Source organism: Actinomyces sp. HMT 175, from assembly GCF_016694895.1.
Taxonomy (GTDB): domain Bacteria; phylum Actinomycetota; class Actinomycetes; order Actinomycetales; family Actinomycetaceae; genus Actinomyces; species Actinomyces oris.
On record NZ_CP068012.1, the window covers coordinates 2,792,912 to 2,815,826 of the forward strand.

21 protein-coding genes are annotated in these 22,915 nt (G+C 70.7%); 9 read left to right on the forward strand and 12 right to left on the reverse strand.

The window, feature by feature from the left end; genetic code table 11:
• The first annotated feature begins 325 nt into the window (after nucleotides 1-325).
• The 3 genes from JJJ14_RS11595 (at nucleotide 326) to JJJ14_RS11605 (ending at nucleotide 2,659) form a co-directional block, all read left to right on the forward strand.
• A complete protein-coding gene (locus tag JJJ14_RS11595; RefSeq protein ID WP_201444211.1) occupies nucleotides 326-916 on the forward strand; it encodes a hypothetical protein in 591 nt (196 codons plus the stop codon).
• On the forward strand, nucleotides 913-1,542 hold the full coding sequence (locus JJJ14_RS11600; RefSeq protein WP_236592832.1) for an RES family NAD+ phosphorylase: 630 nt from the start codon (nucleotides 913-915) through the stop codon (nucleotides 1,540-1,542). The genes JJJ14_RS11595 and JJJ14_RS11600 overlap by 4 nt, the downstream gene beginning before the upstream one ends.
• A gap of 85 nt (nucleotides 1,543-1,627) precedes the next feature.
• Entirely contained in the window at nucleotides 1,628-2,659 is a 1,032-nt protein-coding gene (locus JJJ14_RS11605) for a DUF3152 domain-containing protein (protein ID WP_201444212.1), read from the forward strand.
• A gap of 168 nt (nucleotides 2,660-2,827) precedes the next feature.
• Here the strand turns inward: JJJ14_RS11605 and clpB are convergent, their stop codons facing one another.
• Nucleotides 2,828-5,509, reverse strand: a complete 2,682-nt coding sequence (clpB, locus tag JJJ14_RS11610) for an ATP-dependent chaperone ClpB (RefSeq protein ID WP_201444213.1) — start codon at nucleotides 5,507-5,509, stop codon at nucleotides 2,828-2,830.
• A 244-nt stretch (nucleotides 5,510-5,753) separates the two neighbouring features.
• On the opposite strand from clpB, the gene JJJ14_RS11615 reads away from it, so the two are divergent.
• The 3 genes from JJJ14_RS11615 to JJJ14_RS11625 all read left to right on the forward strand — a co-directional run bounded on the left by JJJ14_RS11615 (nucleotide 5,754) and on the right by JJJ14_RS11625 (nucleotide 7,982).
• On the forward strand, nucleotides 5,754-6,440 hold the full coding sequence (locus tag JJJ14_RS11615; RefSeq protein WP_180806221.1) for a hypothetical protein: 687 nt from the start codon (nucleotides 5,754-5,756) through the stop codon (nucleotides 6,438-6,440).
• A gap of 143 nt (nucleotides 6,441-6,583) precedes the next feature.
• Nucleotides 6,584-7,297 (forward strand): hypothetical protein, encoded by a 714-nt coding sequence (locus tag JJJ14_RS11620; protein ID WP_201444214.1) that lies wholly within the window; start codon nucleotides 6,584-6,586, stop codon nucleotides 7,295-7,297.
• A 211-nt stretch (nucleotides 7,298-7,508) separates the two neighbouring features.
• Nucleotides 7,509-7,982: an MmcQ/YjbR family DNA-binding protein gene (locus JJJ14_RS11625; protein ID WP_101559123.1), complete on the forward strand. Its 474-nt coding sequence runs from the start codon at nucleotides 7,509-7,511 to the stop codon at nucleotides 7,980-7,982.
• A gap of 117 nt (nucleotides 7,983-8,099) precedes the next feature.
• On the opposite strand, the gene JJJ14_RS11630 is transcribed toward JJJ14_RS11625, so the two are convergent.
• Entirely contained in the window at nucleotides 8,100-9,488 is a 1,389-nt protein-coding gene (locus tag JJJ14_RS11630) for an IS30 family transposase (RefSeq protein ID WP_201444035.1), read from the reverse strand.
• Nucleotides 9,489-9,719: 231 nt separating this feature from the next.
• Here JJJ14_RS11630 and JJJ14_RS11635 point away from each other — a divergent pair, with 231 nt between their 5' ends.
• Nucleotides 9,720-9,902, forward strand: a complete 183-nt coding sequence (locus JJJ14_RS11635; protein WP_009407609.1) for an Rv0909 family putative TA system antitoxin — start codon at nucleotides 9,720-9,722, stop codon at nucleotides 9,900-9,902.
• Between the two features lie 221 nt (nucleotides 9,903-10,123).
• Here the strand turns inward: JJJ14_RS11635 and JJJ14_RS11640 are convergent, their stop codons facing one another.
• The 4 genes from JJJ14_RS11640 to JJJ14_RS11655 form a co-directional block, all read right to left on the reverse strand.
• A complete protein-coding gene (locus JJJ14_RS11640; protein ID WP_081386014.1) occupies nucleotides 10,124-11,377 on the reverse strand; it encodes an ABC transporter permease in 1,254 nt (417 codons plus the stop codon).
• Nucleotides 11,352-12,065, reverse strand: a complete 714-nt coding sequence (locus JJJ14_RS11645) for an ABC transporter ATP-binding protein (protein ID WP_070658356.1) — start codon at nucleotides 12,063-12,065, stop codon at nucleotides 11,352-11,354. Before JJJ14_RS11645 ends, JJJ14_RS11640 begins: the two co-directional genes overlap by 26 nt.
• Nucleotides 12,062-13,237, reverse strand: a complete 1,176-nt coding sequence (locus tag JJJ14_RS11650) for a peptidoglycan-binding protein (protein WP_201444215.1) — start codon at nucleotides 13,235-13,237, stop codon at nucleotides 12,062-12,064. The genes JJJ14_RS11645 and JJJ14_RS11650 overlap by 4 nt, the downstream gene beginning before the upstream one ends.
• 81 nt (nucleotides 13,238-13,318) lie before the next feature.
• Nucleotides 13,319-13,786, reverse strand: a complete 468-nt coding sequence (locus JJJ14_RS11655; protein ID WP_009407646.1) for a hypothetical protein — start codon at nucleotides 13,784-13,786, stop codon at nucleotides 13,319-13,321.
• A 178-nt stretch (nucleotides 13,787-13,964) separates the two neighbouring features.
• Here JJJ14_RS11655 and JJJ14_RS11660 point away from each other — a divergent pair, with 178 nt between their 5' ends.
• Nucleotides 13,965-14,624 carry a response regulator transcription factor gene (locus JJJ14_RS11660; RefSeq protein ID WP_003788865.1) on the forward strand — a complete coding sequence of 220 codons (660 nt, stop codon included), beginning with the start codon at nucleotides 13,965-13,967 and terminating at the stop codon, nucleotides 14,622-14,624.
• On the forward strand, nucleotides 14,621-15,904 hold the full coding sequence (locus tag JJJ14_RS11665) for a sensor histidine kinase (RefSeq protein WP_442859451.1): 1,284 nt from the start codon (nucleotides 14,621-14,623) through the stop codon (nucleotides 15,902-15,904). Before JJJ14_RS11660 ends, JJJ14_RS11665 begins: the two co-directional genes overlap by 4 nt.
• 81 nt (nucleotides 15,905-15,985) lie before the next feature.
• Here JJJ14_RS11665 and JJJ14_RS11670 read toward each other — a convergent pair whose 3' ends face one another.
• The 6 genes from JJJ14_RS11670 to JJJ14_RS11695 all read right to left on the reverse strand — a co-directional run bounded on the left by JJJ14_RS11670 (nucleotide 15,986) and on the right by JJJ14_RS11695 (nucleotide 22,872).
• Nucleotides 15,986-16,450, reverse strand: a complete 465-nt coding sequence (locus JJJ14_RS11670) for a collagen-like protein (RefSeq protein WP_201444216.1) — start codon at nucleotides 16,448-16,450, stop codon at nucleotides 15,986-15,988.
• 259 nt (nucleotides 16,451-16,709) lie between these two features.
• Nucleotides 16,710-18,029, reverse strand: coding sequence for a DUF418 domain-containing protein (locus tag JJJ14_RS11675; protein WP_201444217.1), 1,320 nt, complete (start codon nucleotides 18,027-18,029; stop codon nucleotides 16,710-16,712).
• 160 nt (nucleotides 18,030-18,189) lie between these two features.
• A complete protein-coding gene (locus JJJ14_RS11680; RefSeq protein WP_201444218.1) occupies nucleotides 18,190-19,554 on the reverse strand; it encodes a DUF418 domain-containing protein in 1,365 nt (454 codons plus the stop codon).
• Between the two features lie 124 nt (nucleotides 19,555-19,678).
• Nucleotides 19,679-21,130, reverse strand: coding sequence for a DUF418 domain-containing protein (locus tag JJJ14_RS11685; RefSeq protein ID WP_201444219.1), 1,452 nt, complete (start codon nucleotides 21,128-21,130; stop codon nucleotides 19,679-19,681).
• 204 nt (nucleotides 21,131-21,334) lie between these two features.
• Nucleotides 21,335-21,832 carry a heat shock protein transcriptional repressor HspR gene (locus JJJ14_RS11690; RefSeq protein WP_201444221.1) on the reverse strand — a complete coding sequence of 166 codons (498 nt, stop codon included), beginning with the start codon at nucleotides 21,830-21,832 and terminating at the stop codon, nucleotides 21,335-21,337.
• Complete coding sequence (locus JJJ14_RS11695; RefSeq protein WP_201444223.1) at nucleotides 21,829-22,872, reverse strand: DnaJ C-terminal domain-containing protein; 1,044 nt, start codon at nucleotides 22,870-22,872, stop codon at nucleotides 21,829-21,831. The genes JJJ14_RS11690 and JJJ14_RS11695 overlap by 4 nt, the downstream gene beginning before the upstream one ends.
• Nucleotides 22,873-22,915: the final 43 nt, after the last annotated feature.

Consider the following 22,915-nt stretch of genomic DNA (forward strand, 5'->3'; position numbering starts at 1 on the left):
ACGTGAGTGACGACTTGGTCTCGGTTTTCACACAATTAACCGGCTCCTACCAGCACAGAGTTCCCCGACCGCGCGGTCTGTTGGGGCTGCTGGGATTGCTGGCCGCCACAACCTCCCGTCACCACCCAGGTTCTTTGGTGATTTCATCCAGGTTCGCGGTGCAGCACCCCGATGGTCACAGTTGCATAACACTTGCGAGATTCTTGTTTCCGGTTCAAATACATGCCGCGAACCTCTCTGTCGACAGACCACCAGCCCCACCAGGAGCCACCATGACGCATCGTCTATGCATGCACATGCACGCTCGGTGCATTACACTCACTCCATGACTGTTCTTGCCGGACTGCTCGACCAGCTCGATCTCGGCGAAGAGGAGCTCGCGGACGCGATGCGCGAGGCCACTGCCCGCACGTCGCAGGGCGGCGTCGGCCCGGTGTCCGCCGGCATGACCGACTTCCTGGCCCGAACCACCCCTCGCGGCCGCAGCAAGTCCACAGCCCGCACAGTGGAGCGCATCCTGTCCGATCGCACGTACGCCGAGCAGCTCACCACCCAGCATGAGGCCGTCCAGGCGGCCTGCACGCTGGCGCGCTCTCTGAGCACCCGCCAGGTCGCCACCCTGCTCGGCCGGACAACGACGACGATCACCCGTGCGGCCGGGCGCACTCTCTACGCCTACCGCGAGGGGCGGTCGCTGAGGTTCCCCACGTGGCAGTTCCATGAGGGCCGCCCGATCCCGGGCCTGGCAACGGTGGTGCCCGCCCTGCGCGAGGGACTGACGCCGGCCACCATCGAGGCGCGGATGACGACGTCGGACCCCGAGCTGCTTGACGGGGCGACACCCGCGCAGTGGCTGATCGCCGGCGGGGACCCGGCGGCGGTCGTCCAGCAGCTCTCGGATGCGGACTATCGGTGAGTCCCCGACCGAAGAATCCCCCACAGCCACCGTCGACGCTCGACACCCGCCCGGAGGACATCGTGACGGTGGAGCACGCCGAACTCTCCCGCGTCGCCTTCGCACACAGCCCTCACCCCCTGCCGTGGGGCGAGCTGCGGACCTGGGGGCCGCACCCGCGATGCCGCTGGGATCCGCACCCGCTGCCGACGGGGGAGCATCCGGAGCACGGGGTCCTGTACACCGCCGGCGACCTGCTCACGTGCGTCGCGGAGGTCTTCGCCGATACCCGCGTCATCGACACGCGCAGCGATATGCCTCTTCTGCAGGTCTGGGAGGCGACTCGTCCGCTGCGCCTGCTCGATCTCACCAGCACCTGGGCGCTGCGCAACGGAGCGTCGGTCAGCCTTGACAGCGCCCTGCGCTCGACGTGCCGGGCCTGGGCGCGAGCCATCCGGATTCAGCTGCCCGACATCGACGGTCTGCGCGCCCGCTCGACGATGACCGGGGGCGAGATGACAGTGCTGTTCTCCCCCGCGCGCGACAGCCTGCCGACCCTGCCCCGGGACACCGCCCCGCTGGCCGACGCCACGCTCTACGCCCTGCTGAAGACGCTCGCCCCCGACATCGGCTACGAGATCGTCTGAGCCTGCCCCGACACCGCATGTGACCTTGGGCGCGCAGGGGTGCCTCCCGGCGGGTTGGTCGGGCGCACGCCCCTACGATGGTCGTATGCGTCCCTCGACCCCGCAGCCGCCGCGGCGCCCCTCCCGCCCCGGCCGCGCCTCGTCGTCGGCATCTGGACGCCGTCGAACATCCGCCGGTCATCGACGCAGCCCTGAGGGCCGGCCCTCCCCGCAGCGCCCTTCGTCGGACGCACCCGATCCCGCCAGCCGGCGAGCCCTCACCATCACCCGCCGGGAGCGACGTCGGCGTCGCGCCCGCAACCGGCTCCTGTACGGCACGACCTTCGTTGTGGCACTGGTCCTGATCGTCATCGGACTACGGGTCTGGGGGCTCCGCCCCGGTTTCGCCCTGCCGCTGAGCTCCTCCGCACGCCAGTCCTCAACCCCGGCCAAGGCCACGGCCCAGCCCTCCGCCCGGGCGTCCGCCAGCCGCGCAGCCTCGCCGTCGGCCTCGGCCACCCCCTCCGCCTCATCGACGCCGTCGGCCTCGGCACTGCCGTCCCCGCAGCTGGACTCCGAGGGCTTCGCGCACTCCGGCGCCGTCGGCAACGGCAGCTGGACCATCGCGCCGGCCGTGCCCGTCTCCCGCCCCGCAGCCGCCACCGTCTACCGCTACGTGCTGCGAGTCGAGGGCGGCACACATGTCGACGCCGCAACGGCCGCCCCCATCGTGGAGCGCATCCTCAATGACGAGCGCGGCTGGCCCACCGCGCAGAACACCTCCTTCCAGCCGGTGGCCGACCCCGCGAGCGCAGACTTCACCTTCAACATCGCCACGCCGCCCAGCGCCGACGCCCTGTGCTCACCGCTGGACACCGGCGGCATGTGGAGCTGCCGCAACGGGGACAACGTGGTCATCAACTCCGACCGGTGGAACTGGGGCGCCGTCACCTACCCCGACGTCGACTCCTACCGCACCTATGTCACCAACCACGAGGTGGGTCACTTCCTCGGCCACGAGCACGAGTTCTGCGCCGGGGCCGGACTCAAGGCCCCGCTCATGGCTCAGCAGAGCCACGACCTGGCCGGCGGCTGCGTGTACAACGCCTGGCCCACCCAGGACAACCAGCCCGGCTGAGGCGCGCGACGCCGCCGGCAGCATGAGCCGGCAGCATGCGCTAGCAGCACGAAGGGGGCGGGCCCACCACTCAGGTGGGCCCGCCCCCTCAGCACTGGCCGGTTACTGGCCTGTCACTGGCCTGTCACAGCCTCTGCTCCAGGCGGTCGGCTCGGTCGGGTTCCGGGATCAGGCCGGTGACGCCGCCGAGGAGGCCGACGGCAGGTGCGCCTCGCCCTCGGCCCGCAGCGTGAGCCCCTCGGAGCCGTCAACCTTGTCGACGACGACCTTCTGTCCGTCGAGGACCTCCCCGGCCAGCAGCATGCGGGCCAGGCGGTCGCCGATCTCGCGCTGGACGAGGCGGCGCAGTGGCCGGGCCCCGTAGGCGGGGTCGTAGCCCTCGTCGGCCAGCCAGCTGCGGGCGGCGTCGGTGACCTCCAGGCTCAGGCGCCGGTCCGTCAGGCGCTGAGCGATGCGCGCCAGCTGGATCTCGACGATCTCACCCAGCTCCTCCTTGGAGAGGGCCTCGAAGATGATGATGTCGTCGAGGCGGTTGAGGAACTCCGGCTTGAAGGAGGCCTGGACCACGCTCATGACCCCGTTGCGCTTCTCCTCGGGGCTGGTGAGCGGGTCGGTGAGGAACTGGCTGCCCAGGTTCGAGGTGAGCACGAGGATGACGTTGCGGAAGTCGACCGTGCGCCCCTGGCCGTCGGTGAGGCGGCCGTCGTCGAGCACCTGCAGGAGGATGTCGAAGACCTCGGGGTGGGCCTTCTCGACCTCGTCGAGCAGGACCACGGAGTAGGGCCGACGCCGCACGGCCTCGGTGAGCTGGCCGCCCTCCTCGTAGCCGACGTACCCGGGAGGGGCGCCCACGAGGCGCGCCACGGAGTGCTTCTCGGAGTACTCGGACATGTCGATGCGCACGATGGCGCGCTCGTCGTCGAAGAGGAACTCGGCCAGGGCCTTGGCCAGCTCGGTCTTGCCCACGCCCGTGGGGCCCAGGAAGAGGAAGGAGCCGGTGGGGCGGTCGGGGTCGGAGATGCCGGCCCGCGAGCGGCGCACCGCGTCGGCCACGGCGGCCACGGCGGCCTTCTGCCCGATGAGGCGCTCACCGATGACGTCCTCCATGGTCAGGAGCTTCTCGGTCTCCCCCTGGAGGAGCTTGCCCACGGGGATGCCGGTCCAGGAGCCCACGACCTCGGCGATCTCGGGGGCGCCGACCTTCTCGGCGATCATGGGCTCGCCGGCGGTCTGCTCGGCGGCGTCGTCGGCGGCCTCGGCCTCGCGGATCTGGCGCTCCAGGGCGGGCATGTCGCCGTAGCGCAGGCGACCGGCCTCCTCGAAGTTGCCCTCGCGCTCGGCCAGGTCGGCGCGGGTCCGCATCTCGTCCAGGGCGGCGCGCAGCTCACCGACCTTGTTGTGGCCGGCCTTCTCGGCCTCCCAGCGGGCGTTGAGCGAGGCCAGCTCCTCGGAGGCGTCGGCCAGCTCGGCGCGCAGGCGCTCGAGGCGGTCGACGTCAGCCGGGTCAGCCTTGGAGACGTCCTCGATGGACTCATCCAGGTAGGCCTCCTCCATGCGCATGCGGTCCACGCGACGGCGCAGCTCGTCGATCTCGACGGGGCTGGAGTCGAGCTCCATGCGCAGCCGGGAGGCGGCCTCATCGACCAGGTCGATGGCCTTATCGGGCAGCTGGCGACCGGTGATGTAGCGGTCGGAGAGGGTCGCGGCCGCCACGAGGGCGCCGTCGGAGATGGTCACCTGATGGTGGGCCTCGTACTTGGGGGCAATGCCGCGCAGGATGGCCACAGTGTCCTCGACGCTGGGCTCACCGACGAAGACCTGCTGGAAGCGGCGCTCCAGGGCGGGGTCCTTCTCGATGTTCTCGCGGTACTCGTCCAGGGTGGTGGCGCCCACCATGCGCAGCTCGCCGCGGGCCAGCATGGGCTTGAGCATGTTGCCGGCGTCCATGGCGCCCTCGGAGCCGCCGCCGGCGCCGACGACGGTGTGCAGCTCATCGATGAAGGTGATGACCTCGCCGTCGGAGTCCTTGATCTCCTTGAGGACCGCCTTGAGGCGCTCCTCGAACTCACCGCGGTACTTGGCGCCGGCCACCATCCCGGACAGGTCCAGGGAGATGAGGCGCTTGCCGCGCAGGGACTCGGGGACGTCGCCGGCGACGATGCGCTGGGCCAGGCCCTCGACGACGGCGGTCTTGCCCACGCCGGGCTCACCGATGAGGACGGGGTTGTTCTTGGTGCGCCGGGACAGGACCTGCACGACGCGACGGATCTCGGCGTCGCGGCCGATGACCGGGTCGAGGCGGCCCTCCCGAGCGGCCTCGGTGAGGTCGGTGCCGTACTTCTCCAGGGTCTTGTAAGTGCCCTCGGGATTGGCGGAAGTGACGCGGGACGAGCCGCGGACCTGGGGCAGGGCCTCGATGAGGGCCTCCGGGGTGGCGCCGGCGTCGGCCAGGATGCGGGCCACGGTGGGGGCGGAGCCGGAGGCGTCACCCTTGGCCAGGCCGATGAGCAGGTGCTCGGTGGAGATGTACTCGTCAGACAGCTCCTTGGCGACCGTCGAGGCGGCCTCCAGGGCGGCCAGCAGGGAGCGCGAGGGCTGAGGCTGGGTCATGGAGGAGCCCGAGGAGGCGGGCAGCTGGGTGAGGATGCGGCGCGCGGAGGCGCCGACAGCCTGGCGGGCCGCCGCGTCGGGGCAGACCGCGGCCAGGAGTCCGGCGGCGACGCCGTCGGGCTGGGAGAGGAGCTCAACGAGCAGGTGCGCGGGCTCGATCTGGGGGTTGCCGGCCGCGGCGGCGGCCTGCATGGCCCCGGAGATCGCCTCCTGCGACTTGGTGGTGTAGTTGGTGTCCATGCGGATCTCCTTCAGAGGTAGTGACGTGTTGCGTCTTCTGGTCACCACAACCTTCGCAGAGTTGAGTCTATTCCACTCAACTTCTGAGACCGGCAGTGACGTGGGCAACTCCTTGGGGTGCTGCCGGAGACATTCCGCCGGTCATCGCGCCGACCTGCAACATGCCAACCAACCGCTTGAAACACCGTTGTTCCACGACGCCGCTATCGTCACATCACGACCCCGTCCTCACCCCGGAGACATCATGAGAACCACGCGCGCCACCCTGGCCCTGGCCACCATCCTCATTCTGGCGGGCTGCTCGCAGACCAGCCCCTCGTCGGCGGGCTCGGCCGCAGCGACAGCGACCGGATCGGGCCCCGCAGCCGCGGCGACGTCGTCGAGCGGGGGCGGCGCGAGCGCCTCCGGCAGCACGACCCCCTCCATCCCGGCGGGGCACCAGGCGGTCACCGCACCGACATCCGGCCTCACCTTCGCGATTCCCGAGGACTGGGAGGACCTCAATGCTCTTCCCGAGGCCCAAAAGGCGCTGCTCGCCCGGGCCCAGGGAGTGGATCCGTCCACCCTCACCCAGCGCCTGAGCAGCACCGACGCCTTCTACGGCCGGTTCTCGCAGAGCGGCGGCCTGTCCTTCAACAGCGTCGCGGTCGCCAAGGAGACCGAGACCTCCTCCACGCCCCCATCCCAGGCGAGCATGGACGAGATCATCACCCGACAGGGAGGCACGCCGACGGGCTACTCCACCAAGCCGTCCACCTACGGGCAGGCCGCCGTCGACACCTCCACCGCGCAGGTTCAGGGCACCCAGACGGCCGGCGCGGTGGTCGCCGTTCCGACGTCGTCGGGCACCTACGTGCGCATCGCCGTGACGGCCGGCAGCGCCGAGGAGGTCAACACCATCGTGTCCACCATCCTCACGACGGCCCACTAGCGGGCAGAGGCGACAGCGAGCCTGTCACGGCCCAGTGACCGCAAACCCTCCTTCAGTCCACGATGGGGAAGCATCCCCATCGTGCGTTCCCACCAGAACGTGATGCCCTAGGGATCACACTCGCACTCACACACTGGAGCATCATGAAACCCGTACGCACCGCTGCGACCCTGCTGGCCGGCCTCGCCCTGACAGCCGCCCCCGTTCTGACCGCCTGCTCTCAGAGCACTGAGGGCTCCGACTCCTCCGGCTCGGCCACCTCCGACAGCACGGCAGAATCGGACAAGGGCGACGACAAGGACAGTGACACCAAGGACAGCAAGAAGGACGCCGAGGCGGACAAGACCAACAAGGGCGACGACAAGGCCTCCGCCAGCGCCAGCGCCACGCAGAGCGACCTACCCAAGGCGACACCCGCGGGGTACCAGGAGGTCACCGCCCCCACCGTCAACCTCACCTTCGCGGTGCCCGAGGGCTGGCAGGCCACCCCCCTGGACGCTACATCCGACATCTACTACAAGGCCCCCGACGACGGCTTCACTCCTTACCTCGGCAACGCCAACGTCTCCAAGACCACCATTCCCGCCACCAAGCCCTTGACCGAGGCCGAGCTGAGCCCTGCCCTCACCTCGATCCCCGGAGCGACCTCGACCGGCTACTCCACCGAGCAGACCGCCAATGGCGAGGCGGCCGTGCTCAACTACACCGCGAACATCGGGGGCCAGACGATCAACGGCGCCCTCATCGCAACCCCCACCAAGGAGAAGGGGAAGTACGCCATCATCTCCGTCAACGCCGGTTCCAGCGGTCAGTCCATCGACGAGCTGAAGACAGCCATCCTCGAGACGATCCACTGAGCACCGCGCGCGCCACTCCGTCCGGGGACTTTCTCTTGCGGCCGGGGGCATTCGACGCCGTCGGGGACAGCAATCCCGTCCCCGCACGCGCAGCATGTCCCCGGCCGGAAGTTTCCGCACCCCGCCGCGCAGGCTGTCCCCGGCCAGAAGTTCCTGCACCCGGGCGCGCACCATGTCCCCAGCCGCGGGGGAGGACGTAGGCTCGACGTCGATGACCGCACCGCTCCGCCGCAGCCCTCGCCCCGACGGGCCCTCCACGCGCGTCGACGAGGCCACCGCAGCTGCCCGGCGCGACAAGCTCCTGGCCAAGGCGGCCACGCTGCCCGGCGCCTGGGCGGGGCACAAGCCCGAGTGGGACATCCCTGTCGCCTCCGTGGGCCCCCGCCTCTTCCTACTGCTCATCCCCCACACCGACGGCCGCCTCCTGGCCAACGTCAAGCTCGACCCCGAGGACGTCGTCGCCGTGCGGGCCACCTTCGAGTGGGTGGAGCCGGGCTTCCACCAGTCCAAGCGGCACTGGGTGAGCATCGACCTCACCAGCCCGGACTACCGCGCGGACGAGGCCACCGCCATGGTCGAGGACTCCTACCGGCTCGTCCTGTCCCTCCTGACCCGCCGCGTGCGCGAGGCCGTCCTGCTGGCCGACGCCGCAGGCTCCCCCGCCCGCCCCACCTGGCAGTGGTGAAGCCCGCCGCCGCTGACGCCCTGGCAGAATGGCCGGGGACATTGCGCGCGTAGGGGTGCGGATACTTCCCTACGGGGGCGTCCTGCGCGTTCGGTGACAGGATTCCGGTCGGTGGGGTCAGGTGGTGTTTGCACCGTTGATGATGTCGTTGAGTTTCTCAGTTGGGGTCTGTCCGTTCAAGACGATGCGGGGTCGGCGGTTGAGGCGGTCCTGGATGGCTTGGACCTGGGTGTCGGTGACGTCGGTGAAGCTGGTGCCTTTGGGGAGGTACTCGCGGATCAGGCGGTTGGTGTTCTCGTTGGTGGGGCGCTGCCAGGGGCTGTGGGGGTCGGCGAAGTAGACCGGGATGTCGGTGGCGGCGGTGAAGTCGGCGTGCCGGGCCATCTCGCTTCCCTGGTCCCAGGTGATCGAGGCCCTTACGGCTCGGGGCAGGTCAGCGACCATGGTCTGCAAGGCGGTGGTGACGGTCTGGGAGTCGTGGCCGGCGCCCAGGCGGTGTATGAGCACGAAGCGGCTGGTGCGCTCCACCAGGGTGATCAGGGCGCTGCGCCCGCCGGCGCCGATGACCAGGTCGCCCTCCCAGTGCCCTGGCACGGCCCGGTCGGCGGCCTGGGGCGGGCGCACACTGATCTGGGCTCCTTCGATCCAGGGACGGTTGGATCTGCGGGGCAGGCCGGCCAGTGGTGAGCGGGGCAGGCGCCGGGTGCGTCCTGAGCGCAGGGCCTTGTCCACCCGCAGCTGCTGGCGCAGGCTCCCGGCGCCCTGGACGTAGAGGGCCTGGTAGATCTGCTCATGGGATATGCGCATGGACTCATTGTCGGGGTGGGCCCAGCGCAGGCGCGCGCTGATCTGGCGGGGGCTGGCCCCGTCCTCGAGCAGGGCCACCACCTCGGCGCGCAGGACGGGATCGGCGTCGAGCCTCCTGGTCTTGGGGCGGGCCAGGCGCTCCTGGGCCGCAGCTGAGGCCCCTGGGGCCCGGTAGACCCCGTCAGGGCCGGTGTTGCGGGTGATCTCTCGTGAGACGGTCTGACGGCACCGCCCCAGAATGCGGGCGATGGCGGCGGCCGACTCCCCGCGGGCCCGGCCCTGAGCGATCAGGACCCGCTCGGCGTCGCTGACGCGCTGCCCGCGCCCGACCCGCCCGGCGCAGGCCGACGCCGACCAGCCCTCACGCCCCCGCCGCCCCGTTAAGCGTCCTGACGAGCGTCTTGATGCTGTTGCTGCGTCCTCCATGGCCTGATCGTGCCAGTACCGCCTGGCGGTGTCCCGAGTCACCCCGGCCTCGGCTCCCGCTCGGGTCAGGGACGCTCCGGCCAGGACGGCCTGAACGACCTTGGCGCGTCTGGCCTGGTCAGCCTCGAGCGTGCCGCCCTTGGGGCCGCGCACCAGCTCCACCCCCGCCGCCTGGCACCACCGGCTCACCGTCCCACGCCGGTACCCCAGAACCCGACCCACCGCCGAGGCCGACTCACCAGCCACCACCCGCGCCACCGCATCACGACGCACATCCTGACCAACCCCAGTACCAGACACAAAACACCCCTCCCACGAGTGGTGCATCCACCACCAGACCCCACCGTCCCCGACGGCGTCGAATGCCCCCGACTGGAAGGAAAAGTCCCCGGCCGCACCCCAGGGGCCGAACCGCCCTCAGATGACGCGGGTGCGCAAACCTGGCACTATTCAGCCGAGGCCGTCGTCATCCGACGTCTGGCCACCCGACGGAAGGAGACACAGATGGGACTTGATGACCTGGCGAAGAAGGCCGGTGACGCTCTCAGCTCCGACAAGGCCGAGGCGATCAGCGACAAGGCACTGGACGCCGCAGCCGGTGCTGCCAAGAAGGCGACCGGCGGCAAGTACGACGACAAGATCGACGCCGCCCGCGACGCCGTCGACGGCAAGCTCGGCACGGAGTGACCCGGCTGAGAGCCTGCCTACCCACAGGCACCGCGGTCTTCTGATCGCAGGAGTGAGGGCCCCGCACCGTTCAGTGCGGGGCCCTCACGCGTTCCCGGCCAGCTGGGCTCTCCCCATCTCTTTCAAGCACCGGCCGCCACAGTCCGGTGCCGCCACCACGGGGCCCAGCCGTCTCCCACCGGGACGTCTCATCGGCCTCCCCTCGGGCCGGCGGCGCTCGCCTATTGCGCGTTGAGCGCGGCAGTCGGAGGAGTGCGGGAGGCCCGAACGGCCGGGTACACGCCGGCCAGGGCGCCGATGGCGATGGTGACTCCCAGACCGCCGACGACGGCGATCACCGGCAGGCTGAAGGGCCAGCCGTTGGCGGCCGACATCCCGGCGGTCACCCCGATCCCGATGACGCACCCCAGGGCACCGCCCAGGGAGGCCAGCAGCAGCGCCTCGGTCATGAACTGCACGAGGATGTGTCCGCGCATCGCCCCCAGGGACCGCCTCAGTCCGATCTCCCGACGGCGCTCGAGCACCGAGATAATCATCGTGTTGGCCACCCCGATGCCGCCGACGAGCAGGGCGATCGAGCCCACGCCCAGCAGCAGACCGGTGAAGGCCTTGTCGGCCGCGTTCTTGGCCTCCAGCGCGTCCGAGGGGCGCGAGACCTTGACCTCATTGGGGGCCTGCGGCGAGATCGACGGCGCCAGCAGCTTGCGCACCGTGGGGACGGCGGCGTCCTGGCTGCGCGTGTAGACCGTCGTCGGCTTGGCATCGTGCCCCAGCAGGTCGCTGGCCACGCCCTGACCGATGAGGGCGGCATTGTTGAGCTCGGGGGCCAGCACCACCGGCTTGAGGATGCCGACCACGGTGAACCAGTTCCCGCCGATCCACACCTTGGTTCCCGGTGAGACGACGCCGAGGCGCTGGGCCGCCGTCTGGCCCAGGACCGTGGCCGGGTACTTGCTGGTGGCCTCGTTGAGCCAGGCGCCCTTGTCCACCTGTCCGGCCACGACGTCGAGCAGCGACTTGTCCGCGGCCAGGGTGGTGATGCCGCCGGAGGCGTTCTTGTCGATGAGCGGAGTGCGGTAGACCAGTGAGTTCTTGACCAGCCCGGTGCTCGAGGCGCTCTGGACGTTGTCGATGAGGCGGACCTTGCCGACGCTGTCCTGCGGCAGGGAGGAGGAGTTGCCGAACAGGTCCTGGCCGGCGGTGGCCGTCAGCAGGTTGGTCCCCAGGGAGTCGAGCTGGGCGGAGAGCTGGGCGCGGCTGGATGCCGAGATGCCCACCACCGAGATCATGGCGGCGATACCGATGGCGATCCCCAGTGCGGACAGGAAGGCGCGGGTGGGGCGGGCCTTGATGCCGGTGCCTCCCAGGCGCAGCACGTCGGCCAGACGCAGCCGCGAGCGCTGGATCCGCCGGGCCGGGGCGCGGCCGGCCCGCTCGGCCGCGGACCGGTCACGCCGGTGCGTAGACGTCGTCATGGACGATCTCCTTCAAGCTTGAGTCCCCCACGATGCGGCCGTCGCGGATGGCGATCTGCCTGGGGAGCTGGGCTGCCAGCTCGTTGTCGTGGGTGATGACGATGATCGTGGTGCCTTGGGCGTGGAGCTCGTGGAGGAGCTCCACGATCGAGGCCCCGGAGGTGGAGTCGAGGTTCCCGGTGGGCTCGTCGGCCAGCAGCAGCGGGGGCTCGCCGACGACGGCCCGGGCGATGGCCACCCGCTGGCGCTCGCCGCCGCTCATCTGGTGGGGGCGGTGGTCGAGCCGGTGGGCCAGGCCGACGCGCTCCAGGGCGGCCCGGGCGCGCCGGCGCCGCTCGGAGCGGGGGACCCCGCTGTAGAGCAGGCCGTCGGCGACGTTGTCCACCGCGTTGACGCCGTCTGCCAGGTGGAACTGCTGGAAGACGAAGCCGATGCGGCTGGCCCGCAGGGCCGAGAGCTTGGCGTCGGACAGGGAGCCGACGTCGACGCCGTCGATCTCGACGGTGCCGGAGCTGGGCCGGTCCAGGGTGCCGATGAGGTTGAGGAGCGTGGACTTGCCCGAGCCCGAGGGGCCGACGATGGCGACGAACTCGCCGTAGTCGATCTCCAGGCTCACGCCCGCGCAGGCGGCCACGGGCGGCTCCCCGTAGGTGCGCTTCACGTCGCGCAGGGACAGGATGCGACTCATGTCTGCGGCACCACCACTCGCTGTCCCTCGGAGATGTCCTGACCGGAGATCTCCACGCGCCCGCCGGCGAACAGCCCGATGGTGACCGGCACCTTGCGGGTGGTGCCACCGGCCTCGACGATCTCGACGCCGTACTGGTCGGCGCTCAGGGCCAGCAGGGCCCCGACCGGCACCGACAGGACGCCCGTGCGCTTCTCGCTGGGCAGGTCGACGGTGACGGAGACCTCCTGGAAGTTGGTGGTCGCCGAGGCGTCGGTGAGGGTGACGGTGATGGGGATGACCCGCTCCTTGGACTCACCCGAGCCGGAGCCGGCGCCGGACCCGGAGCCGGAGGACTTCTCGGTGGGGGTGCCCACGGAGGTGATCTTCCCGGCGGTCTTCTTGGCGTCGGGCAGCTTGATGGTCACGGCGGTGCCGGTAACGGCGAGCTTCTGGTCGGAGAGCTTGATGTTGGCGTCGACCACCTGGGTGGTGGAGGTGACGTCGAAGAGCTCGGTGTCGGCGGCAACGCGGTCCCCCACGCGGGCGGTGACCGTCCCCACGCGCAGGTCTCCGGGGGTGAAGACGATCCGTCCCAGTGGGAGGGTCCCGGTCCGGGGCAGGTCGAGGTCCTTCTGCCACTTCAGGATGGCGCTGGTGGTGGCCCAGCTGAAGTGGTCGTCGGGCTCGTAGTCGAAGTACCCCAGGTCCCGCAGGGCCGTCTCGAGCTGGCGGATGTCCTCGCCGTCCTCCATGCCGGCCTCGAAGCTGCGCCAGGCGGGCAGGTTGCCGCGCATGAGGTAGGCGGTCTCGTTGCCGGTTCGGTAGAGGACGTCGCCCTGGGTCAGGACGGCCCCGGAGGCCGGCACCTGGATGAGAACGCCCTCGAAGCCCGACTTGAACTTGCGCGAGTCGGAGTAGCGCAAGGTCCCGGACACCGAGGTCTGTCCCTGGAGGTCGCCCTTGGTGACGGTGTCGGTGGCGCCGCTGAAGGTCGACGTCGTCGGCTTGGCCTTGGCCGCGAAGGGGCCCGACCTGGAGGCGAAGGCGCCCGCACCAGCGCCCGCCGCCAGGATCGCAGCGGCCCCCATGGCCAGGAAGGCCCGGCGTCGGGTGCGGTGGGCCGTGCCCGGCTTGTCCGCGGTGCCGGTCGAGCCGTCGTCGGCCTGCGTGGAGGTGGTGGTCTGATCCATGTGTCTGCCTGTCTGAGTGTGTCTACGCGGCGGCCTGGCCGCGCGAGCCTGTGGTCTGGTGGCGCCTGCAAGGGCGCGGTGTCACTTGCTCCCGACCTGGGAGAAGCACTTGTTCATGACGTCCTGGGGGATGTCACCGTTGATCTGGATGCCCTTGCCGGCCTCGGGGTCGGGCACGTCGTAGCCCTCCTTGCGCAGGCACTCGGCGGCCTTGACCAGGTCCTGCTGCGTCTCGGGCTTGGCGAGGTCCTCGGTGCCGGGGGCGGGGCCGACGATCTGCTCGCACTCCTGGGCGGCCTTGGTGGCGGCCTCGTTGTCGGGGAACTGCACGTTGCCGTTGGCGTCGGGGTCGGAGACGTCGATGCCCTTGTCGCGCATGCACTTGGCCATCTTGAGCAGGTAGTCGTCTCCGCTGGTGGCGGAGGCGGAGGCGGCCGAGTCCGCCTTCGAGCCCTGGGAGCATCCGGTCATGAGGCCGACGGCGCACACGGCGCAGGTCAGCACTGTGGCGGCGCGGGTGAGGATCCGGGTGTTGAGGGGCTGCTTCATGGGAGAGGGTCCTTTCGGCTCACGTGGGTCGGGGCGCGGTGGCGTCCGTTCGTTCGGGGAACAGCCAACCGGGAGCGGTGTTGCCACGGGGTTCACAAATTCGCTTATGTTGTGGCAACACAGGGGCTGGTTCGCTGAGGGACCAGCCGAAAGAATCCACAGTGAAGGAGGCAGGGCGATGCGCGTGCTCGTCGTGGAGGATGAGGAGTACCTGGCTGAGGCCATCGCCACCGGGCTGCGGCGTGAGGCGATGGCCGTGGACGTCGTCGGCGACGGGGCCAGCGCCCTGGAGCAGGTGGCGGTCAACGACTACGACATCATCGTCCTGGACCGGGACCTGCCCGTGGTCCACGGCGACGAGGTCTGCCGGCGGGTGGTGCGCGACCACCCCAGCACGCGGGTCCTCATGCTCACTGCGTCTCGGACGCTGGACGCGCGCGTGGGCGGTTTCGAGCTGGGGGCGGACGACTACCTCACCAAGCCCTTCGAGTTCCCCGAGCTGGTGGCCCGGCTGCGGGCCCTGGGGCGACGCAGCCAGCCGGCGCGCACCCCGGTCCTCGAGGCCCACGGGGTGCGCCTGGATCCCTTCCGCCGGGAGGTCTACCGGGACGGGCACTTCATTCACCTCAGCCCCAAGGAGTTCGCGGTCCTTCAGGTCCTCATGGAGGCCGAGGGCGGGGTCCTCAGCGCCGAGACGCTTCTGGAGAAGGCCTGGGACGCCAATGCCGACCCCTTCACCAACTCCACGCGGGTGACAATCTCCCACCTGCGTCGCAAGCTCGGTGAGCCGCGGGTGATCCAGACGGTCCCCGGCGCGGGCTACAGGTTCAGCGCATGAGCGGGCAGGGGGCTGCGGGGACCCGGGCCGACGACGCGGCGCGGCCCGGCGCCGACAGTGGGCCCCACGGCGCCCGTGAGGCCCACGGCGCCCGGCCGGGCCGCACGGAGCACATGCGTCGCGCCCGGCACCTGAGTATCCGGGCCCGTCTGACCCTGACCTACGCCGGGATGGTGACGGCCGCCGGCGTGGTCCTCATCGCCCTGGTCTACTTCTACACGCGCTACGTCACGCTGAGCATCCAGATCGGCGACCCGGTCGGGGAGACCGCCGCCGTGCCGGTCTCGCAGGTCGGCGAGGCCGCCAAGGTGGACACAAACCTGTTCGATCTGCTCAGCAGCATCATGCGCTCGGCCGTCGGCGCGCTGGCACTGCTCGTGGTGCTCTCCGGGACCGTCGGATGGATCCTGGCGGGGCGGATGCTGCAGCCGCTGTCCTCGATGAATGCGGCCGCCAAGCGCGCCGCCTCGGGCGACCTCAGTCAGCGGCTGGACCTGTCCGGCCCGCGCGACGAGATCCACGACCTGGCGGACACCTTCGACAACATGCTGGCCTCCCTGGAGCGGTCCTTCTCCGTCCACCGCCGGTTCGCGGCCAACGCCTCCCACGAGCTGCGCACTCCCCTGGCCACCACGCAGACAATGATCGACGTCGCCCTGTCCGACCCGCAGGCCTCGGCCGAGGATCTGCGCCGGGTGCTGACCCGGGTCCTGGAGACCAACCGCGCCAACCGGGAGACGATCGACGCCCTGCTGGACCTGGCCGACGCCCAGTCCGGGAAACTGGCCCACGAGGACGTGGACATGGAGGCCACGGTCCGTGACGCCCTGGGCCTCATCACTCCGGAGGTCGCCGAGCACCACCTTCACGTCTCCACCCACCTGCTGCCCGCCCGGGTCCCCGGGGATCCGGTGCTGCTGCGTCAGAGCGTCTCCAACCTGCTGCGCAATGCGGCCCGCTACAACGTCGAGGGCGGCCGCATCACCGTGGGCATGGCGCGTCTGGACGACGGCGTGCGCCTGACGATCCGCAACGAGGGCCCCGTGGTGGCGGCCGAGAGCGTGGAGTCTCTGCGCGAGCCCTTCGTGCGCGGCGAGGGGCGGGGGCGGACCCGGGGCTCCGGGCACGGGCTGGGCCTGGCCATCGTGACGGCGGTGGCCACCGCGCACGGCGGCGAGCTGCGTCTGAGCGCCAACCCCGACGGCGGGCTGACGGCCGTCCTCGAGCTACCGGTGGGAGGGGTCGAGGACTACTCGGGCGCAGGCGGCTCCAACGACTGACGGTCGCCGGCCGCGAGGGCCGGCGACCGTCAGGGTCGAGCAGCTGGCTGCGGCGGAGACGGGACACCGTCGGGCAAGTGGCTAGTTCTTCTTGCCGGAGTTGATGACCAGCTCGATGAAGAGGCGGATGAGGCCGATCTGCGTCACGATCCAGGGGGCGTCGAAGAGCAGGCTCAGCAGGAACTTGCCGAAGTTGAAGCTCCGGCTCTGCGTCTCGATGTCGTAGTTACCAGCGATGTCACCGGCGTTGTAAGCCGAGTAGAGCCAGCTCGCGACCAGGGCGATGGCGGCGATGTAGAAGAACACCTTGCCGAACTTCTCGGCGAAGGGCTTGGCGGTGTCGAAGAGGTTGCCCATGAAGCTGTCCCCCGCCGGAGCCTGCGGGAAGGGCTGGCCGGGGGCGCCAGGCGCACCAGGAGCGGCAGGGGCACCGGGCGCGCCCTGGAACTGCTGCTGGGGCGGGTAGGGCTGCCCCGGGGCCGGAGCCGAGGGCGCCGAGGGCTGCTGCTGGTAGAAGGGCTGACCAGGGTTGGGGGGCTGAGTCATGAGGACTGTTCGCTTCCTTCAGAGTTGGGGACGCAGGCAGGCTACCGTGTCAACGATGCCCTGTGAAACGCTCAAGTGACCCCTCGCGTTCTGCGAGGCGACTCACAGTCCTCAGGACATGGTGCGATGACGCGCCCTGAAGGCTGTCATCAGGCCGTCCCACCATACAGAATCCCTGAAGGCCGTGGTGGGCAGGCACCCGCCGGCCCGCGGGGAAGCGCTCCCCATCGTCCTGGGCGCCTGCCTGTGCTCCGGGGTCTCAGCGCACCAGGTCGTAGGTGCTGGAGGTGCCCACCGGTGAGGCCGGGGTCGGAGGGGCAGGCAGCCGGCGTCGGCGCTCACTGCGGGCCACGGCGGTGCGCAGCAGGGTCTCGAAGGGGCCGGCGTGACCGCCGCGCTCCAGGGCTACGCACAGACCGACTGTCACCAGCCAGACCGCCAGCGCGATCCCGGCGGCCCGGGCCTCGCCCAGGTGGAGCTCGATCCCGGTCAGGGCGGGCAGGACCATGAAGATGGTGGCGAAGAGGAAGGTCTGGCTGAGGTAGGCCGTCATGGAGCGGCGCCCCACACTGGAGGCCAGCCGGCGCAGCCCCGTCAGCCGGCCATCCGGCCTCGGCCCGCCGGCGTACAGGGCCAACAGTGCCAACCAGCCGCAGGCCCCGGCCACGCCCGTGGCCGCGTGAAGGGGCATGGTCCAGGCGACCAGGGGGCCGCCCGCGGCCCACATGGCGAACCCGATGCCTCCCGCGGCACCGAGCCCCAGACCGCCCAGGCCGACGGCGACCAGGAGCCGGCGGTGGCGCTCGGGGTGGGTGATGAGGTCGGTGTCGGCCAGGCGGGCGCCGAGGAACATCGCCGGAACGATCATGGAGAAGAACAGTGCCGAGACCAGGCTTCCACCCCAGGCCAGGAGGCCGTGGGAGACGTAGGAGAGGACCGTTCCGGTCGATTCAGCGGATCCCTGGTGCACGGCCGTCGCGGAGGCGGCACCCTGGGAGGCCAGGAAGCTGCCGATGGCGAGGGTGGTGGCGGCGCCGGCAACAACGACGACGGCGCAGAAGGCCCCGGCCCGTTTCCAGTGCTTGCGGGTGATCCAGCCGGCGAAGATGACGGCGACCAGGCCGTAGGGGCCGATGATGTCACCGGAGAAGAGCACGGCGTGCACGGCCCCGAAGAGGATCATCCACAGGCCCCGACGCCGCACCAGGCGACGCGCATCGACGGTGGCCTGCTCACGGGCCCAGGCCGCCTCCTGTGACGTCGGCTCACGGCCGTCCTCCACGCCGGGCAGGGAGCTGAGGTAGGACGCGGCGCCGGAGGCGATGCGCCGGTTGACCATGGTGACCAGTCCGAAGCCGAAGAGCATCGCGAACAGCGGGTAGGCGCGCGAGTCGACCAGGAGGGAGCGCACCCACAGCCATGCCGTGTCGACCGCGTCAGACGGGGCGGAAGCGTGCGTCACATCGGTCCAGAAGGGGATGTTGGCCAGGGCGATGAGCAGGAGCATGAAGCCACGGGCCACATCCGGGGACGGATAGCGCACCCCCCGAGTGCCGTTGAATGACGTCGTAAGTTTCATGCCCTCCACGCTAGGGGGCGGCCACCAGCGCCACCTCCCCCTGCGGAGCCATCATGACGGGCTGATCCTCTCCTCCCCGGAGAGCGGACCGAGCCCTGGTCCTCCTCCCGGAGGACCAGGGCTCTTCCGTCTTGCGATGGCATCGGGCACCGCCCCGCTCTCAGGCTCCCGCGGTAACCGGGGCGCTCGTCGACCGACCGAGGAACTGGGCCGCGCGCTGGGCGGGGATCTGCTGGGGGAACGGGTTCGTGCGGCTGCGCTCGCTGCGAGCGACGGCGATGCGCAGGAGGGACTCAAAGGGACCGGGCATGCCGAGCCGCTCAAGCACCGCGCACAGGACCACGGTCGTCAGCCAGACCATCACCGCCACTGCGGCGGATGCCACCACTCCCAGCTCCAGGGGCCTCCCGGTCAGCCGCGGCGCGATGACGAAGATGCCGGCGAACATGACTGTCTGGGACAGGTAGGCAGTCATGGAGCGGCGCCCCACGTTGGACAGCAGCCACCTGAGGCCGGTCAGCCGGTTGTCCGACGTCGGCCCGCCGGCGTAGAGGGCCAGAACGGCGAGCCAGCCGCAGCCCCCGGCCAGGCCCAGGACCGCGATCAGGGCGGAGTCGGCCTCCCAGGACTGAGCGCTGGTGAGCGGGACCAGGAGCTCGTGAAGCGCGCCGAGTGCCCCCAGGGCCAGGCCGCCGATCCCGGCCACCGTCAGCAGACTGCGGTGGCGCTCGGGGTGGGAGATGAGGTCGGTGTCGGCCAGGCGGGCACCGAGGAAGGCGGCGGGAAGAATCATCGTGGTGAAGGCGGCTCCCAGAGCGGTGAAGAACCACTCATTCACGTTGGTCACGAACCAGGGCAGCGCTGACGCCACGGACTCGCCTGCTCCGGTGGGTGCCGCCGCCGGGGCAGCGGGCCCCGCCACACCGGCCGCCTCACCTCCGGGGCCCATGAGCATGGCCAGGACCACCGTCACGATCTGGAACAGAAGAATGAGGGCGCACACCGCCAGCTGGCGCTTGTGGTGCTTGTGAGCGAACCACCCGGCGAAGACGACGGCGACGATGCCGTAGGTGCCGATGATCTCCGAGGGGAAGAAGGCGCCGTGGATGAGCCCGAACAGGACCATCCACAGGCCGCGGCGCCGCACGAGGCGGCGGGCGTCGATGGCGGCCTGCTCCCGGGCCTGGTCGAGCTCAGCCGCCGACGGCGCCCGGAGCCCGCCGGTCAACTGCTGGCAGTAGGCGTCGATGCCCGATGCCATGCGCCGGTTGACCATGGTGGCCAGCCCGAAGCCGAAGAGCAGTGCGAACAGCGGGTAGGCGCGCTGGTCGATGAACAGGGCACGTATGAAGGCCCAGGTCCTGTCGGCGGTCGATGGCACACGGCCCTCGGGACCCGCCACCCAGAACCCCACATTGGCCAGGGCGATGAGCAGCAGCATGAAGCCGCGGGCGACGTCGGGGGCGGGGTAGCGCAGGCCGCGGGAACCAGTGAATGAGGTCGCGGAGGAAGTCGTCGTGTTCATGACTCGACCGTATGAAAACCAGTGGTTCCGCGGCGTCCGCCTTAAGCGCCGAGATCGTGTCCACCGAAAGGTGGAGCCTGCCGCCCGGCCATTCTTCCGGCGGACGGACCCGGGTCGGGCCGGCTCAGGGGGCGGGCTGCGGTCCCGGCTGCGGCGCAGGCGGCATGCCCGGTTGGTCCGGTGCCTCCGGCTGGACTCCCGGCTGAGCCACTGGCGGCATGCCCGGTTGCATCGGCACCGGCGCTCCCGGGTGGGTCCCCATCTGCATCATCGGCCACGGTCCCGCCTGCATCCCGGGCCAGACGGCGGGCGGGGGCGGCAGCGTCGGCCTCCTGCGCTCGCTGCGGGCGACGGCCGTGCGCAGCAGGGTCTCGAAGGGGCCGGCATGACCACCGCGCTCCAGGACGGCGCACAGGACCACGCTCGCCAGCCAGACACCCAGGGCGACGAGGGCGGCCGCGGCCTGCCCCATCCACAGGCGCCTGCCCGTCACCAGGAGTGGAACGACGCCGAAGATGATGCCGAACAGGATCGTCTGGCTCAGGTAGACGGTCATGGAACGGCGGCCGACGGCGGAAGCCAGCCGGCGCAGGCCAGTCAGCCGGCCATCCGGCCTGGGTCCACCGGCATACAGGGCCAGCAGCGCCAGCCAGCCGCAGGCGCCGGCCAGGCCGAAGAACTCCGTCATGGCGAAGTCCCACGGCCAGAGCTGCGCCGTCGTCGCGAGCGTCAGCGCGCCGTGGAACGCCGCGAGCGCCCCCAGCGCCAGACCGCCCAGGCCCACCGAGATCAGCCGGCGCCGGTGCCGCTCCGGATGGGTGAGGAGGTCGGTGTCGGCCAGGCGGGCACCGATCACCGCAGCCGGGACGATAAGGGCGATGAGCACCTGCACGACCAGCACCACGGCCCACTGCAGGGCATTGGTGACGACCCAGAGCAGCGCCACTGTCAGCGAGACCGACTGCTCCCCGGAGGCCGTCAGGGTGTCGCCGCCCGACAGGGTCCCTGAGGCCAGATACGTCACCAGGGCCAGCACGGAGATGATGCCCGCGATGAGGTAGAGCACCGAGTAGTTCTTGCGGGCCAGCAGGTTGGCCAGGAGGACGGCGACCAGCCCATAGGCGCCGATGATGTCACCGGGGAAGACGAGGCCGTGGACGAATCCGATCAGCAGCATCCACCAGCCGCGGCGTCGCACCAGGCGGTAGGCGTCAATGGTGGCCATCTCACGGGCCCAGGCCGCCTCGTGCGGCATCGGCTCGCGGCCCTCCGGCGCGCCGGGAAGGGAGGCGAGGTAGGTCTCGGTCCCGGAGGCGATGCGCCGGTTAATCATGGTCATGAGCCCGAAGCCGAAGAGCATCGCGAACAGCGGGTAGGCCCGGTGGTCCACCACCAGCGTGCGGACGAACATCCACCAGCCGTCAACGGAGGAGACCGGAGGCTCGGCCCCGTTCGGCATCTTGTTCCACGACGGAACATTGGCGACCGCGATGAGCAGGAGCATGAAGCCACGGGCCACGTCGGGGGCGGGGTATCGCACGCCCCGTGCACCGGTGAAGGAGGTCGTCATCCGCATGAGCGGAACCTTACGGGCGGTTGTCGACCGGCGGCATCCGCCCGGAGAATGAGGTGCGGGGGCCGGCCGCCTGTTCCGCCGCAGCGGCCCATGGGCTCAGTGCCGCATCAGTGCTGGCGTCTCAGTGTCTGCATCCAGGACGCGCCGGCGCTCATCATTGCCCGCCGGCGCTCGTCAGTCCCAGTCAGTGCCAATCCGTGTCGGTCAGTACCACCGACGCACGGGCACGAGCGCAGTGCTCGCGCCTCCCGCTGTACCGGCGGCGCGTGCGCGCCCCGCCTCGGGGTGGCGCGCGGCGGGCCCACGGCCCTGGCGCCCGGGGGCGACGACCTGAACTTCGCCGTCGGCCGCCGCCGCGAAGATCCGCTGGACGACGGCCTCGCGACTGCGCATGCGGGCGTTGTCAGCCTCCAGTTCCTCCACGCGGGCCTCCAGGGCAAGGATGCGGCGGATGCCCTCGAGGTTGATGCCCTCCTGGGACAGGGACTGGATGCGACGCAGGCGCTCGACGTCGCGGTGAGAGTAGCGCCGACCCCGCCCGCGGGTCCGAGCGGGGCTGACCAGCCCGAGCCGGTCGTACTGGCGCAGGGTCTGGGGGTGCATCCCGGCGAGCTCGGCCGCCACCGAGACCACGTAAACCGCGCGCTCGGCGGCGTCGTCGGCCAGGTGCCCCAGGCCCTGCCCGGCCCGGTGCCGACTCACTTCGCCGCCTCCTCCATGAGGGTGGCCCGCGGGTCGGTGTCGCCCATGGCCTCATCGAAGGCCTCGAGGGCCTCCTTAGCGGCCTTGGAGAGCTTCTTGGGCACGGCCACCTGGATGGTCACCAGCAGGTCGCCGGTCTTCTTCCGAGTGGTGGCGCCCTTGCCGCGCAGGCGCATGACGGTGCCCGAGGAGGTGCCGGGCTTGATCTTGATCTTGGAGGTGCCGCCGTCGAGCAGCGGGACCTCGACCGTGGCGCCCAGGGCGGCCTCGCGCAGCGTGACCGGCAGGTCCATGCGCAGGTTGGCGCCGTCGATCGGGTCGACCGAGTACACGGGGTGCTTCTTGATGCTGATGGTCACCACCATGTCGCCGTTCTCGCCGCCGTTCAGGCCGGCTCGGCCCTTGCCGCGCAGACGGATCTTCTGGCCGTCGCGCACACCGGCCGGGATGCGGACCTTCATGGTGCGCCCGTCCGCGGTGAGCTCCACGGTGGTGCCGGCGACGGCGTCGCGTAGGTCCAGCGTCGCCGAGGTCAGGACGTCGGAGCCCTTCTGCGGCTGGGGCTGGGAGCCGAAGCCTCCGAAGCCACCGAAGCCGAAGGGGCCGGAGCGGCCACCGGAGCGGGTGGGGCTGGGGGTGCCGCCGAACATGCGCAGCAGGTCGTCGAGGTCGGGCTCGCCGGCGCCGCCAGCGGTCTCGAAGCGGACGTTGCCGCCCTGGCCGCCGAACATGGAGGAGAAGATGTCCTCGAAGCCGGCGCCGCCGGCCCCTCCCGGGCCACCGGCCTGGAAGCGGGCGCCGCCTCCGGCCATCGAGCGGATCGCGTCGTACTGCTTGCGCTCGGCCTCATCGGACAGGACCGCGTAGGCCTCTCCGATCTCCTTGAACTTCTCGGCCGCTGCGGCGTCGTCGGGGTTGCGGTCGGGGTGGTACTTCTTTGCGAGTGTGCGATAGGCCTTCTTGATCGCGGCGGCGTCGGCGTCCTTACTCACGCCGAGGACCGCGTAGAAGTCCTTCGTCATCCAGTCCTGACTGGCCATGGTCGTCTCACCGCCTCCTTATCCGGGTGATCGTGGGTTTTCC